The 14,173-nt window shown below is 57.8% G+C and carries 13 protein-coding genes; 3 read left to right on the forward strand and 10 right to left on the reverse strand.

The window, feature by feature from the left end; genetic code table 11:
- Positions 1 to 119: 119 nt before the first annotated feature.
- Entirely contained in the window at positions 120 to 863 is a 744-nt protein-coding gene (gene trmJ / locus LAC65_RS11930; protein WP_039385614.1) for a tRNA (cytosine(32)/uridine(32)-2'-O)-methyltransferase TrmJ, read from the reverse strand.
- 121 nt (positions 864 to 984) lie between these two features.
- Here trmJ and suhB point away from each other — a divergent pair, with 121 nt between their 5' ends.
- A complete protein-coding gene (gene suhB, locus LAC65_RS11935; protein ID WP_039379640.1) occupies positions 985 to 1,788 on the forward strand; it encodes an inositol-1-monophosphatase in 804 nt (267 codons plus the stop codon).
- A gap of 45 nt (positions 1,789 to 1,833) precedes the next feature.
- On the opposite strand, the gene LAC65_RS11940 is transcribed toward suhB, so the two are convergent.
- The 3 genes from LAC65_RS11940 to LAC65_RS11950 all read right to left on the reverse strand — a co-directional run bounded on the left by LAC65_RS11940 (position 1,834) and on the right by LAC65_RS11950 (position 4,627).
- The gene (locus tag LAC65_RS11940; protein WP_039379643.1) at positions 1,834 to 2,847 is read right to left on the reverse strand and encodes a TIGR04086 family membrane protein; all 1,014 of its coding nucleotides are present in this window, start codon (positions 2,845 to 2,847) and stop codon (positions 1,834 to 1,836) included.
- Positions 2,848 to 3,038: 191 nt separating this feature from the next.
- Complete coding sequence (locus LAC65_RS11945; protein WP_203025680.1) at positions 3,039 to 4,010, reverse strand: nickel/cobalt transporter; 972 nt, start codon at positions 4,008 to 4,010, stop codon at positions 3,039 to 3,041.
- Positions 4,001 to 4,627: a DUF1007 family protein gene (locus LAC65_RS11950; protein ID WP_039379648.1), complete on the reverse strand. Its 627-nt coding sequence runs from the start codon at positions 4,625 to 4,627 to the stop codon at positions 4,001 to 4,003. The genes LAC65_RS11945 and LAC65_RS11950 overlap by 10 nt, the downstream gene beginning before the upstream one ends.
- 157 nt (positions 4,628 to 4,784) lie before the next feature.
- Here LAC65_RS11950 and csiE point away from each other — a divergent pair, with 157 nt between their 5' ends.
- Positions 4,785 to 6,053: a stationary phase inducible protein CsiE gene (csiE, locus tag LAC65_RS11955; protein ID WP_039379650.1), complete on the forward strand. Its 1,269-nt coding sequence runs from the start codon at positions 4,785 to 4,787 to the stop codon at positions 6,051 to 6,053.
- Here csiE and LAC65_RS11960 read toward each other — a convergent pair.
- On the reverse strand, positions 6,035 to 7,183 hold the full coding sequence (locus tag LAC65_RS11960) for a 3-phenylpropionate MFS transporter (protein WP_039379652.1): 1,149 nt from the start codon (positions 7,181 to 7,183) through the stop codon (positions 6,035 to 6,037). The two genes, csiE and LAC65_RS11960, sit on opposite strands and share 19 nt — an antisense overlap.
- A gap of 165 nt (positions 7,184 to 7,348) precedes the next feature.
- Positions 7,349 to 8,602: a serine hydroxymethyltransferase gene (glyA, locus tag LAC65_RS11965; RefSeq protein WP_039379655.1), complete on the reverse strand. Its 1,254-nt coding sequence runs from the start codon at positions 8,600 to 8,602 to the stop codon at positions 7,349 to 7,351.
- 323 nt (positions 8,603 to 8,925) lie between these two features.
- Here glyA and hmpA point away from each other — a divergent pair, with 323 nt between their 5' ends.
- Positions 8,926 to 10,110: an NO-inducible flavohemoprotein gene (gene hmpA, locus LAC65_RS11970; protein WP_039379657.1), complete on the forward strand. Its 1,185-nt coding sequence runs from the start codon at positions 8,926 to 8,928 to the stop codon at positions 10,108 to 10,110.
- 58 nt (positions 10,111 to 10,168) lie between these two features.
- Here the strand turns inward: hmpA and glnB are convergent, their stop codons facing one another.
- The 4 genes from glnB to LAC65_RS11990 form a co-directional block, all read right to left on the reverse strand.
- Positions 10,169 to 10,507 (reverse strand): nitrogen regulatory protein P-II, encoded by a 339-nt coding sequence (glnB, locus tag LAC65_RS11975; protein ID WP_007886217.1) that lies wholly within the window; start codon positions 10,505 to 10,507, stop codon positions 10,169 to 10,171.
- A gap of 81 nt (positions 10,508 to 10,588) precedes the next feature.
- A complete protein-coding gene (gene glrR / locus LAC65_RS11980) occupies positions 10,589 to 11,920 on the reverse strand; it encodes a two-component system response regulator GlrR (RefSeq protein WP_039379663.1) in 1,332 nt (443 codons plus the stop codon).
- Positions 11,917 to 12,588 (reverse strand): two-component system QseEF-associated lipoprotein QseG, encoded by a 672-nt coding sequence (qseG, locus tag LAC65_RS11985; protein ID WP_039379666.1) that lies wholly within the window; start codon positions 12,586 to 12,588, stop codon positions 11,917 to 11,919. The genes glrR and qseG overlap by 4 nt, the downstream gene beginning before the upstream one ends.
- Positions 12,585 to 14,015, reverse strand: a complete 1,431-nt coding sequence (locus LAC65_RS11990; protein WP_039379669.1) for a sensor histidine kinase — start codon at positions 14,013 to 14,015, stop codon at positions 12,585 to 12,587. The genes qseG and LAC65_RS11990 overlap by 4 nt, the downstream gene beginning before the upstream one ends.
- Positions 14,016 to 14,173: the final 158 nt, after the last annotated feature.

Raw genomic sequence — 14,173 nt, forward strand, 5'->3', positions numbered from 1 at the left:
CCGCCCTTACTCAGGCGGGTTATCGGTGGAATGTCAGTCAGCGCAGTCTGCCATTCCCGAGTATTTTGGTCAACTATTTAACCGAGTAATTTACTCAACTATTTAACCTGGCGTTTTACTCAACTATTACCCTTGTCGCCTTTGGGTTTTTCAAAGGAGGAGAGCATGCCGCGCAGAATATTCAGCTCATCGCGTTCCGGACGGGCACGCGTATAAAGGCGGCGCAGTTTGCTCATCACCTGGCTTGGCGTGCCGGTACGGATAAAGCCGCTCTCCAGCATCATCTGTTCGATATGCTGATAAAAGCGCTCCAGATCGTCCACCAGCGGATAAGGTGAGGCTTCATATTCCGGCTGCGGAGCCGCTTTTTCCTGCGCGTCCAGCCACGCCATACGCACTTCATAAGCGATGATCTGCACCGCCATCGCCAGATTCAGCGAGCTGTACTCCGGGTTAGCCTGAATGGCTACGTGATAATGGCACTTCTGCAGCTCGTCATTGGTCAGTCCGACGCGCTCACGACCAAACACCAGCGCGACCGGTGCCTGCTGCCCCTCTTCCACGCTCTTGATGCCGCACTCGCGTGAATTCAGCATCGGCCATGGCAGCGACCGTGAACGGGCGCTGGTGCCGACCACCAGGCTGCAGCCGGCAATCGCCTCATCCAGCGTATCAACAATGCGGGCGTTGCCGATAACGTCGCTGGCACCCGCCGCGAGAGAGATCGCCTGCGAGTCAGGTTTAACCAGCGGATTCACCAGATAAAGGTTGCTTAACCCCATGGTTTTCATGGCGCGGGCAACAGAACCCATGTTGCCGGTGTGGGACGTTTCAACCAGTACAATTCGGATATTTTGCAGCATAATTATGAGCGGGTGAGAAAATGATGGCGCGTATCCTAACATAAATGCAGGACATTTGCTGAACACGCTGCTATACTCCGCGCCGTTTTCCCCGTTCTTTAACATCCAGCGAGAGATACCGATGCATCCGATGCTCAACATCGCCGTGCGCGCAGCGCGCAAGGCCGGAAATTTAATTGCCAAAAATTACGAAACCCCGGACGCTGTCGAAGCCAGCCAGAAAGGCAGCAACGACTTCGTGACCAATGTTGACCGTGACGCAGAAAGCCTGATTATCGAAGTCATTCGTAAATCTTACCCACAACATACCATCATCACCGAAGAGAGCGGTGAGCTGGCGGGTGAAGATCAGGATATTCAATGGGTAATCGATCCGCTGGATGGCACCACCAACTTCATCAAACGTCTGCCACACTTCTCCGTCTCTATTGCCGTGCGCATTAAAGGCCGCACTGAAGTTGCTGTGGTTTACGATCCAATGCGTAATGAACTCTTCACCGCCGTACGCGGTCAGGGCGCACAGCTGAATGGCTATCGTCTGCGCGGCAGCAACGCCCGCGATCTGGATGGCACCATCCTGGCGACCGGCTTCCCGTTCAAGGTTAAGCAGCACGCTACGCCATATATCAATATTGTTGGCAAACTGTTTACCCAGTGCGCCGACTTCCGTCGCAGCGGTTCAGCCGCGCTGGATCTGGCTTATGTCGCAGCCGGCCGCGTGGATGGCTATTTTGAGATTGGCCTGAAGCCGTGGGATTTTGCAGCGGGTGAGCTGCTGGTACGTGAGGCTGGCGGTCTGGTCACTGACTTCACCGGCAACCACGGTTATCTGCACTCAGGTAACATCGTAGCCGGCAACCCGCGCGTCGTGAAAGCCATGCTGGCTAACATGCGCGAAGAGCTGAGCGAAGCGCTGAAGCGCTAAGCAAAAAAAAGGCGGCCCGCGGGCCGCCTTTTTTGATAGTACTGATTAACGACGTTCGTGCGTTAACACCTGACGCGGCTGAGTGCGGCGACCGACACCACCCAGAATCGCTGCCAGTACGGCTTCGATAATCAGCATGATGAAGGTGAACCAGCTCGCTTTCGCCGTAGCAGCGGCAGCCTGTTCTGCAGCTTCACGTGCTTTCTGCTCCGCTTCCTGCTTCAGCTGCTGATACTTCTGCATCGCCTGCTGATAGCTCTGCTCTGCCTGATTAACAATCTGTTCCGCTTCCTGATCGCTCTTACCGGTACGCGCTTTGATAATATTTTTCAGCGCATCGCGGTCAGCAGCCTGCAGCGTATCAGAATGACGGCTCAGCACGCCTTTAAACCAGTTGCTCAGATCGGCATCCGCGTTCTGCGGATTCTGTGCCGTATTTTTTGCCTGATTCTCAGCGTTGTTTGCTTCGTTATTTGCATCCTGCTGCAGATTTTCTGGCTGCAATTCCGGCTTGCCGGTCTGGCGCAGCGTGGTCTCCAGCTCGTTCTGCAGATCGTCGAGGTTAATATTATTTTCCTGCAGTTTCTCTTTCGCCATATTGGTCAGCGAAGGCGCAACAGAAGAAATACCATTACCCAGCGCGTTTACACCTGAACCCAGAATATTGAAGGCGCCGCCAATAATACCGCTTGCCAGGGAGAAAGCCAGCCACAGAGTAATAAGCGTACTGACACCAAACATCAGTAAACCGTGCAGTGCACCTTCGCGCTGTGCCAGACGGCCGGCGATATAGCTACCTACCGCCATCGCAATCAGCATGCTGGCACCGGTCCAGATCAGCGCGCCAGTACCAAGATGCTCCAGAGGATTTTGCTCCTGCTGTGGATCAATGGTTGTAGCACCAATTGCCGTACCCAATACTCCCAGTAATATATGAACAATCAGCGCAGCAATAACACCTGCAAATATTGCGCTCCATGAAATGCGTTTTAACGGTAGTCCCGCATGTGTATCGGTCACGGTCTCCGTGATGCCATTATGAGTCCGGATTTCAGGCATGGTATTCTCCTCGCAAAAAACGACGACTGATAAAAGTTTATTTTAAAAAAGTTAATTCTCAGCTGATGTCATTTAGCGTAGACAGAGAATGCTATTTACACCAGAGGTACACAGCAGGATATTTTATCTGATGGCGAAAAATTAAACATCCGGCAGATTACGCGCGGCCGGATGTTTATCCCGGGGCCCGGTTAAAAGGGGCGCAGGCCGTTGGCAGCGGGGAGTGCACTCTGCCACAGAAGCGCTCCGGCCAGTATCAGCACAACCGCCCCCAGCAGCATGAGCAGCGCCATAACTACCGCGGTCCGTTTTTGATCGGCTGCTGAACGGCTCAATCTCGCTGCCAGCACGCGCGAACGCTGAACCACGAGGCCCAGCAGCGACACCGTCAGTGCCGTTCCCAGCGCCATCGCCAGCGCGGCAGCCACGCCCCACAGATAAACATCAATCACTTTAGCGAACAGCAGCATCATCAGCGCCCCTGAACAGGGGCGCAGACCCATGGAGAGTACCAGCAGCAGCTGAGTCCTGAAGCTCACCGCGTGCGCCAGCTGATGCGCATCCGGTACATGCGTATGGCCACATGCGCAGGATGCGTCATGCTGATGCTGCGCAGGTATTGCCCGGATCTGCCAGCCCGCCGCCGGACGCAGGGCTGCCCGCAGCGATTTCACGGCGCGCCAGCCCAGCCAGCAGCCCAGCGCAATAACCAGCAGATAGCTTCCCTTTTCCAGCCAGTAGCTGCTGAGATGGAGCTGGCGCGATGAGGTCTGCAGTACCACCAGCATCAGCGTGACCAGGGCAACGGCTACCCCGCCCTGCAGCAGCGCAGCCAGCAGAGTCAGACGAATGCTGGTACGCAACTGCGCAGGATGCGTCGCTAAAAAAGTGGCGATCACCACTTTGCCATGCCCTGGTCCCAGCGCGTGCAGGACGCCATACGCCAGGCTCAGTAACAGCAGCGTTATCCCCGCCTGGCGCGGCTGTGCTGCGACCTGCTGCAGCAGCTGTGTCAGGGAATGGTTAAGCGCTTTTTGCCACAGCACGCTCTGTAACAGAATGTGCGGCCAGGCGTGCCAGAGCAGCATTGCGGTCAGCAGCAGCAGTCCGGCGGCGGGCAGCGGCCAGCGACGCCGCGTGGGGGGCAGGATATTCAGCGACATATCAGCGTCACCGTCTGGGCAAACTGGCGGCCCAAATCCATATCTTCCGGCGGCGCGTCAGCTTTATCCAGCGACAGCGCATACTGCTGCAGCGACGCGTCCGGCTGCGGGGTCGTAAGCTTCAGCTGGCAGTGCGCCTTTAAGTTCTCATCCATGGCAATATCCTGTGACGTCTCATACTGCATATCAACAAAATAGCTGGGATCAAACGTCAGCATACGGTAACGCTTCCCGGCCAGCGGCTGCGGCTCGCCCAGCGGCACAATAAATTCAAGCACGGCCTTATGTCCGCTACGCGACAAATTGTACTCCTGCGGCAAATTAAGAAATTTTATCCGCGTTTTCTCCTGCCACAGCTCGGTAAAATAGTGCTGACCCAGTACGTTAGCCATCACCTGAGCCGCCAGCTTTTTCCATACCACATCACCCGGCCTGGCCTGCCCGGCATCATAAAGCAGGTCGGCGGAGGTGATTTCGTCCATCGTCCAGACCATTTTTATGCCGGTCAGCCGATCGTTCTGGCTTTTCAGCTCAGCTTTCATCGCAATAAAACTGTGCGGATGGCATGCAGCCGCAGCGGAGAAAAACAGCGTAACCAGTAAAAGCGCAATTTTCATATGTTATAAAGTAACAATTTATAAGGTAAAGGTTTGCGTGGCCCGAAAAAACTGTGACCCGCCCTGAAGCTCTGAGTAAAAGTCTGCACCGGTAGCGTAATTTCAGCACGATATTGGCTATTCTTAGCTGAAAAATGAGCTGCGGATAAAATACGTGATGAGTTTTGCGCCTGCTACAGCACCGCTCTTCAGCCGTTCTCAGCGACGTTGCCATCTGTTACTGCTGTTATTTCTGCCCGCCCCCGCCCTGACGCTTGATAAACTGTGCCAGCTGAACGGCGTTGATCCTGCGGTTGCCCGTCAGGATATCGCGGATGTGGGCGATGAGATACAGCGCTTTCATCAGCTGGAACTGCATCAGATGGTGGATGGCAGCTTTCGCATTCACGGCACGGAACTGGACAGAAGACTCTGCCTGATCCACTGGCTGCGACGCGCGCTGCGCCTGTCGCAGGCGTTTGTCTGCGACCATTTTGTTCCCGCACTGCGTCAGCGGCTCAAAGTTCTGCAGATTGAAAAAGCGCTGTGGGATGAGATCAACCTGCAGGCGCTGATCCAGCACTGCAGCCTGCGGCTGATGCGCAATTTCTCTCCCCGCGACCAGCTTTTTCTGCTTATTTTTATGAAGTATGCCCTGTGTCAGCGCCAGGCGGCGCTGTTCAGCGAGCGGCAGCGCAGCTGGCTGGCAGAGAAAGCGGAGCGTGCCGCAGCAGACGATGTCATTCACCACTGGCAGAAACGCTGTCATCTGATGCCCGATGCCAGCGAAACCGATTTCTGGACGCTGCTCTTCAGCCTGATTCATGCGCCTGATGCCACCCAGCTGAGTGCGCCACAGGCGCACCGGTTGATGAGTGCCACAGAAGCGCTGATTGCGCGTTTTGAACAGCTGGCAAAAACCCGTATCCGCAACCAGCATGAGCTGAAGCTCCAGCTCTATACCCATCTGGCGCAGGCGCTGGACCGCAGCCATTTCTCCATTGGCATCGATAATAGCGTAGCGCTGGATGTGGCGCGGCTCTATCCGCGGCTGATGCGCACTACCGAGCGCGCGCTGTACCACTTCAGCAGCGACTTTGGCACGCAGTTCAGCGCGGAAGAGACCAGCCTGGTGGCGGTGCTGTTTGGTGCCTGGATGATGCAGGAGAGCGCGCTGCAGGAGAAGCAGGTACTGCTGCTGACCGGCGTCGACGCCGCGCTGGAGCAGCTGCTGGAGCAGCAGCTGCGCGACATGACGCTGCTGCCGATCAATATAACCTATCAGGATATGCTGCACTTCCAGCGCGAGGGCGCACCGCGCGATGTGGCCCTGGTGGTCACGCCCTATGCTATTTCGCTGCCGCTCTTTTCGCCGCCGCTGATCCACGCAGAACTGCCGTTAAGCGATCATCAGCAGCAGCGTATTCTTCAGCTGCTGGACACCTGAGCCGCAGGGCGCAGGAACAGCGCCGGCAACGCCACCAGCGCCATGACCCAGAAGAGATGCCCCTGCAGATGGGCAAACAGGACGCCGCAGATCATGGTCATCACCGCAATCCCGCCCCCCATCGCCAGCGCCGAGTAGAGCGACTGCAGGCGAATCACCTCGGTGCCTTTGCGGGCAGCGATAAAGCGCATCGCCGCCAGGTGACAGATGGTAAAACTGCCGCAGTGCAAAATCTGTGCGACAACCAGCAGCGGCAGCGCGGTCGTGGCGCCGAGCAGCGTCCAGCGTAGCAGCGCGCAGATGCCGGAAAGCAGCAGCAGATCGCGCGCGCTCCAGCGTCTGAACAGCCGGTTACTGAGGGCAAAGACGACAATCTCCGCCACCACGCCGAGCGACCACAGATACCCTACCACGGAAGCAGAGTAGCCCGCCTGCTGCCACCAGATGGCACTGAAGCTGTAGTAGGCGGCATGCGCGCCCTGCAGCAGCGTAACGCAGATCATAAAACGCCAGACGCGCTTTTCCCGCAGCAGATCGCGCCACGCCGCCCAGCCGCCGCTGGCACCCTGTCGCGCCTCACCCTGCGGACGCGTCTGCGGTGGCAGCAGCATCCCGCTCAGCATGGCCACTACGCCCAGACTCAGTAGCAGCAAAACCGCCTGATACGACCAGGCGCTGACCAGCATGCCGGTGAGCGCCGAGCTGATGACAAACGCCAGCGATCCCCACAGCCGCACCGGACCGTAGGCCAGCCCAATCTGGCGCGTCCAGGTTGCCGCCAGCGCGTCGCTCAGCGGCACCAGCGGAGAGAAAAAGAGATTGAACCCCACCATGACCAGCAGCAGCCAGAGCCACTGACCGCCGAACCAGAAGCCGAGAGCGAACAGTGCGGTCAGAAGCGCCAGCAGCCGCAGCGCGACAATCAGCTGAGCCGGATTTTTAACCTGTGAAGCGATAAGCAGGCTGCCGGCGAAGCGCGCGATCATGCCACAACCGAGCAGCAGGCCAATTTTTTCCGCATCGAGTCCGCTGCCCTGCAGCCAGACACTCCAGAAGGGTAAATAGATGCCGTAGCAAAAAAAGTAGGTGAAATAGCTCAGTCCCAGCCATCTGGCTGATGCGATGGTCATGTTCTCTCCTGTGGCGCGCGCCACTGCCTGCGGTTTGGGCGCTACTTTGGCAAAGCACCGGCCAAAAAGAAACCCGCAGAGCGGATCAATCGTGCGCTAAGCAGCGGAAAGTACACCAATAAAAAAGGATGGCCGGAGCCATCCTTTTTTCATCCGTTAAACCTGTCAGGCATAAACGGGCAGACGGGCACAGATATCGAGCACTTTCTGTTTGGTGCGCTCGATGGTGGCTTCGTCATTCACGTTATCCAGCACGTCAGCTATCCAGCCAGCCAGTTCACGCACGTCTGCTTCTTTAAAGCCGCGACGGGTTACCGCTGGTGTACCGATACGCACGCCAGAGGTCACAAACGGGCTTTTCGGATCGTTTGGCACGCTGTTTTTATTCACGGTGATATTTGCACGTCCCAGAGCGGCATCCGCTTCTTTACCGGTCAGGCCTTTGCTCACCAGATCGATCAGGAACAGATGGTTATACGTACCGCCGGAAACGATGTTGTAACCGCGCTCCAGCAGAACTTCAACCATCGCTTTAGCGTTTTTAGCCACCTGCTGCTGATAGGTTTTGAACTCCGGCTCCATCGCCTCTTTGAAAGCCACGGCTTTACCGGCGATGACGTGCATCAGTGGGCCGCCCTGTCCGCCAGGGAAGACAGCAGAGTTAAGCTTCTTATACAGATCCTCATCTCCGCCCTGCGCCAGAATCAGACCGCCACGCGGACCCGCCAGCGTTTTATGCGTAGTCGTGGTCACGATATGCGCATGCGGAACCGGGTTAGGATAGACATCAGCTGCCACCAGACCTGCCACGTGAGCCATATCCACAAACAGCCAGGCGCCGATGCTGTCAGCGATTTCACGCATTTTTGCCCAGTCGCAGACGCCGGAGTAGGCAGAAAAGCCGCCGATGATCATTTTTGGCTTATGCGTCTGCGCCAGCTCGGCCAGTTCGTCATAGTTGATTTTGCCGGTTTCATCGATGCCGTACGGGATAACGTTGTAGAGTTTTCCGGAAAGATTGACCGGTGAACCGTGGGTCAGGTGACCACCGTGCGCCAGATTCATACCAAGAATGGTATCACCCGGCTGCAGCAGCGCGGTGTAAACAGCGAAGTTTGCCTGCGAACCAGAGTGAGGCTGAACGTTGGCAAAATCTGCACCAAACAGGGCTTTTGCGCGGTCGATCGCCAGCTGCTCAACGATATCAACATATTCACAACCGCCGTAGTAGCGCTTGCCCGGATAGCCTTCCGCGTATTTATTGGTGAGCTGTGAACCTTGCGCCTGCATAACGCGCGGGCTGGTGTAGTTTTCTGAAGCGATCAGTTCAATGTGCTCTTCCTGACGCACTTTCTCCTGCTCCATAGCCTGCCACAAATCGGCATCATAATCGGCAATGTTCATATCACGCTTTAACATCCGCATCTCCTGACTCAGCAACTTTAACGGCAATTTAAGCCCCCGCTTAGGGGCGAAGGCCAACAGTGTAAACGGTTTTGCCAGGGGACGATAGCGCCAGGGCGCTCTTTTTACGCAAACGATTGGCATGCCGCTGGAACGCCTTTTTTACGCTTTAGCTGCACGCAAAAAAAGGGCATGGATTGACGGAAGATCAGCGTAAACCGCCCGGAATGCGTACCCGGCTCGCGCTAAAAGCTGCTGCTGCCGGTTTACAGCCGGACGTGCACGGCATAAGATGCATTTAAAATACATCTTTTAAGTTATCCGCTGAGGAACACACCATGCTTGACGCTCAGACTATCGCGACCATTAAATCTTCCGTGCCCGCTATAGCCAAAATGGGACCCGCTCTTACCGGCTGTTTTTACCACAAACTGCTGAACGATCATCCTGAACTGAAAAACGTGTTTAACATGAACAATCAGCGCAGCGGCGATCAGCGTGAAGCTCTGTTTAATGCGATTTGCGCTTACGCCACCCATCTGGAGGATTTGCCAGCGCTGCTGCCGGCGGTCGAGAAAATTGCGCAGAAGCACGCCAGCCTGAATATCCGGCCTGAACAGTACGATCTGGTAGGCGCCACGCTGCTGGCCACCCTTGAAGAGCAGCTCAATCCGGGCGATGAGGTACTTGCGGCCTGGGGTAAAGCGTATGCGCTGCTGGCGCAGGTTTTTATTCAGCGTGAAGAAGCTATCTATCAGGCATCTGAGCAGAAGAGCGGTGGCTGGCGCGGCCTGCGTGACTTCCGTATCCGCCGCATCACGCCGGAAAGCAGCGTGATTACCAGTCTGGAGCTGGTTCCCAATGACGGGCAGCCGGTGGCCGGTTTCCTGCCGGGGCAATATCTGACGCTCAGCCTGCGTCCGACAGAAAACGGGTTTATGCAGCATCGCCAGTACTCGCTGACGCACGCGCCTGACGGCAAAGCCTACCGTATTGCTGTCAAACGTGAAGCGCACGGCACCGTATCGGGCTGGCTGCACGACTGCGCCCGGGTAGGAAATATTGTGCAGTGCAGCGCGCCGGCGGGTGACGTCGTGCTGCAGATCGCACCCGCGACGCCGGCGACGCTGATCTCAGCGGGCGTCGGTCAGACGCCGATGTTAGCGATGCTCGCCGTGCTGGCGCAGCAGCAGCATCCGGCAGCCGTGACCTGGCTGCACGCGGCTGAAAATGGCGCGCAGCACGCCTTTGCGCGGGAAGTTGCCGCGCTGGGCGCCACCCTGCCGCACTTTCGCAGCCACGTCTGGTATCGCCAGCCTGCCAGCGACGATGCCGGCCGGTATGATGCAGAGGGCGTAATGGATCTGGCCTGCGTGTCAGCGGAGCTGAACCAGCCGGACCGCACGTTCTGGCTGTGCGGGCCGCTGCCGTTTATGCAGTTTGTCGCTCGCCAGCTGCTGGATGCAGGCGTCGATACCGCACGCATTCACTATGAGGTTTTCGGCCCGCACAAGGTGCTGTAATTGCAACAATAAAAAAGCCTGCGGCAGGCAGGCTTTTACTGTGACGCCGGACAGAGGATCAGATTGCCTCTTCATCCTCTTCGCCGGTGCGGATACGCACCACGCGCGCCACGTCAAATACGAAAATTTTACCGTCGCCGATTTTGCCGGTCTGCGCCGTTTTCATGATGGTTTCCACGCAGGTATCGACAATGTCATCCCCGACCACCATCTCGATTTTTACCTTGGGCAGGAAATCGACCATATATTCGGCACCACGATAGAGTTCGGTGTGGCCTTTCTGACGTCCAAACCCTTTGACCTCGCTCACCGTCATCCCGGTGATGCCGACTTCCGCCAGCGCTTCACGCACGTCATCAAGTTTGAATGGTTTAATAATTGCATCGATCTTTTTCATCGCAGATCCCTTTTTCGCTCCCTCCATGACGGACGGATAACAGAAAGTATATATCGCTAACGGCGCCGGTGGCGCGGCTAACTACTCTTTAAAGTCGCTGGCGTCCAGCTCATGACGAGACAGCAGCTTATAGAACTCGGTACGGTTACGTCCAGCAAGACGCGCGGCGTGAGTAACGTTGCCTTTGGTCATCTGCAGCAGCTTGCGCAGATAGTTCAGCTCAAACTGGTTGCGCGCCTCCGCAAAGGTGGGCAGCGCGGTGTTCTCGCCCGACAGCGCCTGCTCCACCAGCGCTTCACCAATCACGGGTGCAACGGTCAGCGCAACGCACTGCTCAATAACGTTAACCAGCTGACGGACATTACCCGGCCAGCTGGCGCTGACCAGCCGCTTCATTGCACCGGCAGAGAAGCTGCGGACAAATGGCTTGTGGCGCCCGGCGGCCTGACGCAGTAAATGGTTAGCCAGCAGCGGAATATCTTCAGCACGCTCGTGCAGCGCCGGAAGTTTAAGATTCACGACATTGAGCCGGTAGTAGAGATCTTCCCGAAAACTCTTTTTCTCCATCGCTTTTGGCAGGTCGCGATGGGTGGCAGAAAGGATACGTACGTTGATCTCCACATCCCGGTTACTGCCAAGCGGACGCACTTTGCGCTCCTGCAGCACGCGCAGCAGTTTGATCTGCAGCGCCGGAGGCATATCGCCAATCTCATCCAGAAACAGCGTGCCGCCCTCTGCTGCCTGAAATAATCCTTCGCGCGCGCTGACCGCGCCGGTAAATGCGCCCCGCGCGTGGCCAAACAGCTCTGACTCCAGCAGCTGCTCCGGCAGTGCGCCGCAGTTAATGGCGATAAAGGGTTTCGCCGCGCGCGGACTGGCAGCATGAATTGCCTGCGCCAGCACCTCTTTCCCGGTGCCGCTCTGACCGTTAATCAGTATGGAGACGTCCGACTGCGCCACCATGTGCGCCTGCTCCAGCAGCCGCTGCATCAGCGGATTCCGGGTGACAATCGCTTCACGCCACCGGTCGTCACTGATCGGTGCACGCAGCGCCAGCGCCTCATCGATCGCTTTATACAGCGCATCGCGATCAACGGGTTTGGTGAGAAAGCTGAATACCCCCTGCTGCGTGGCAGAAACCGCATCGGGTATGGAGCCGTGCGCGGTCAGGATAATGACCGGCAGCCCGGCGTGACGCCGCTGAATTTCGCCAAACAGCGCCAGCCCGTCCATCTCATCCATACGCAGATCGCTGATGACCACATCTGCTGGCTCTTTCTGCAGCTGACGCAGCGCCTCAGCCCCGCTGGCGGCGGTAGCGACCTGAAAACCCTCACTGCTGAGACGCATACCGAGCAGCCTGAGCAGGCCCGGGTCATCATCCACCAGCAGTAAACGGGCACGTGCACTCATGGCTGCTCCTCCCGGATTTCATCCCCGGCGTGCGGGCTGTCGCTGCTGTCCGGCGCTTTACGCGATGAAAGCTGGCGCTCTATGTCAGTCAGCCGCTCCAGTTTACGCTGGGTTTCGTTCAGCGCCTGATGCAGCCGGGCCTGCTGGTGGCGCAGGGCATCCAGTTCGCTATCGTGACTCTGCTGCAGCGCGCTGTAGCGGCTGCGCGCCTCGCTCAGCTCCAGCTGCGCAGCCTGGTTACTGCGCCACAGCTGGATCAGCGGACGCACCGTTGCGGGAAAGTCTGCGCTGTAGCTGTCGAGCGTGGCGATATACTGACGGCGCTCAACCGGCGTGACGTTACCGTTCGCCAGCAGAATGCCCTGCTTGAAGGCGCGCGCCCAGCTCTGCACCGGCCAGCGGCGGGCCTCTGCGCGGGCTTCAGCCGCCGAAAACCGTTCGCTGCAGTCAATCGCTCGCTGCCAGTAAAGCGGATTGTTTACCGCCGCTGCGGTTTCAGCAGGCCATACGTTCTGACAGGCGGTAGTAAGGTAGTCCGGCAGCCGGGTATCGGGTTCAGTGACGCTTATATGCTCACGCTGGGGCACCGGCACCGCATGCGGCTGGCAGGCGCTCACGCCGCTTAAAATAAGTACGCTCAGAAGAGCTTGTCTGATAAGGCGTTTCATGGTTCAGGCTTCCTGGCACCGGCGGGTAAAATAATGCGGAAACAGACATCTGCCTCTTTGTGACTGACCAGCTGCAGGTCTCCCTGCATGCGCCGCAGACAATCTTTTGCAATGCTCAGGCCCAGGCCGCTGCCTTTTACGGGCCCCTGCCGCTGCTGGCTGCCCTGGTAGAAAGGTTCGAAGATCATCGCCTGCTCCTCTGGCGGAATCGCAGTACCGCTATTCGCCACATCAATCCACACCCGGTCGCCTTTTTGCCGGCTGTGCAGCCAGATGTTACCGGATTCACGACCATAGTTCACGGCGTTCGAGTAGAGGTTATCGATAACGCGCTCCAGCAGCGTCGCTTCCGCCAGACAGCGGGTGGCCTGCAGATCAACGTGCGTTTTTATTCGCCGGGCGCTGGCAGGCAGTGAATGCACGCGGGTGACAGCCGCCACGATTGCATCCAGCGCGACCGGCTCCGGAGTAAGCGGCATCTCGTTCAGCTTGCGGTTGTAATCCAGCAGCTGCTCAATCAGGCGCTGCAGATGGCGACTGCTGCTGTCGAGAATAGCGACGATCTCCTGCTGCTCTGCATTAAGCGGTCCGGCAACGCCATCGGCCAGCAGCTCTGTGCCTTCGCGCAGGCTGGCGAGCGGCGTTTTCAGCTCGTGTGAAAGATGACGTAAAAATTCATGTCGCTGTGCCTCCAGCCAGCTTAGCCGTTCGCTAAGCCAGGCAATACGCTGTCCCAGCGAGCGCAGCTCACGCGGTCCGCGAAAGCTGACGTTATTTTCCAGCGACTGCCCTTCCCCCAGCCGGTTGATCATCCGCTCCACGCGCTTTACCGGCCCGATAATCATGCCGGTAAACAGCAGCACCAGCATCAGCGTAACCAGGAACAGGATCAGCGCCTGCCAGCCAAAGAACTGACCGCGCTCGGCGATATCGCGCTGCAGCTGCAGCCCGCGGGAAAACACCACGTCGCGCGTCGCCTGCACCATACGCGCGTTAGCATCAGAAAAGCGCTCCAGCGCAGCGGCACCGGACGCTGAAGGATTACCGTTTTCGCAGGCGGCCGTGGCGAGCTGCGGCAGCGTGCTGCGCAGCAGGGTAAACGTGGGCAGTTCCGGCAGGCTGGCCGCATGGCTGTTCAGCATCTGCCCGTAGCGGGTCCACTGGGTGGTATAGAGTCTGACCAGCGCAGCATCACCGAGTACGCAATATTGACGATAGCTGCGCTCAAGCTCCAGGGCGGTGCGGGCCATCGCCTCGCTGCGCCGCACGTCGGTAAAGGTATTGCGGTTGGTATCTGCCGCCTGATTACTGAGCGCAGAGAGGCTTTCCCACGCCTGCCACGCCAGCACCAGCAGCGGCAGCAGCACCAGTAAAAAGGCCATCAGAACCAGTTGTCGCAGGGATCGGGGAAACGGACGCCATCTCATACTGCCGCGCTCTCGTAAAAAGTGTGCTGCAGGCATGCTAGCTAACTCTGGCGCGCTTAGAAAGCCGGAAATGCAAACGGCAGACCCGAAGGTCTGCCGCTCAGAAAAGGTGGAGCCTAACTCAACGTTACGTCCGGTGCTTGATAACGCTGCAATGC

Source organism: Pantoea eucrina (assembly GCF_020079945.1).
Taxonomy (GTDB): Bacteria; Pseudomonadota; Gammaproteobacteria; order Enterobacterales; family Enterobacteriaceae; genus Pantoea; species Pantoea eucrina.

What these genes read in the sequence shown, in the direction of transcription:
- LAC65_RS11950 (WP_039379648.1), bottom strand. Translation starts at nt 4,627, where the DNA reads ATGAAAATTGCGCTTTTACTGGTTACGCTGTTTTTCTCCGCTGCGGCT.
- csiE (WP_039379650.1), top strand. Translation starts at nt 4,785, where the DNA reads ATGAGTTTTGCGCCTGCTACAGCACCGCTCTTCAGCCGTTCTCAGCGA.
- suhB (WP_039379640.1), top strand. Translation starts at nt 985, where the DNA reads ATGCATCCGATGCTCAACATCGCCGTGCGCGCAGCGCGCAAGGCCGGA.
- qseG (WP_039379666.1), bottom strand. Translation starts at nt 12,588, where the DNA reads ATGAAACGCCTTATCAGACAAGCTCTTCTGAGCGTACTTATTTTAAGC.
- LAC65_RS11945 (WP_203025680.1), bottom strand. Translation starts at nt 4,010, where the DNA reads ATGTCGCTGAATATCCTGCCCCCCACGCGGCGTCGCTGGCCGCTGCCC.
- LAC65_RS11960 (WP_039379652.1), bottom strand. Translation starts at nt 7,183, where the DNA reads ATGACCATCGCATCAGCCAGATGGCTGGGACTGAGCTATTTCACCTAC.
- hmpA (WP_039379657.1), top strand. Translation starts at nt 8,926, where the DNA reads ATGCTTGACGCTCAGACTATCGCGACCATTAAATCTTCCGTGCCCGCT.
- LAC65_RS11990 (WP_039379669.1), bottom strand. Translation starts at nt 14,015, where the DNA reads ATGAGATGGCGTCCGTTTCCCCGATCCCTGCGACAACTGGTTCTGATG.
- glyA (WP_039379655.1), bottom strand. Translation starts at nt 8,602, where the DNA reads ATGTTAAAGCGTGATATGAACATTGCCGATTATGATGCCGATTTGTGG.
- glrR (WP_039379663.1), bottom strand. Translation starts at nt 11,920, where the DNA reads ATGAGTGCACGTGCCCGTTTACTGCTGGTGGATGATGACCCGGGCCTG.
- trmJ (WP_039385614.1), bottom strand. Translation starts at nt 863, where the DNA reads ATGCTGCAAAATATCCGAATTGTACTGGTTGAAACGTCCCACACCGGC.
- glnB (WP_007886217.1), bottom strand. Translation starts at nt 10,507, where the DNA reads ATGAAAAAGATCGATGCAATTATTAAACCATTCAAACTTGATGACGTG.
- LAC65_RS11940 (WP_039379643.1), bottom strand. Translation starts at nt 2,847, where the DNA reads ATGCCTGAAATCCGGACTCATAATGGCATCACGGAGACCGTGACCGAT.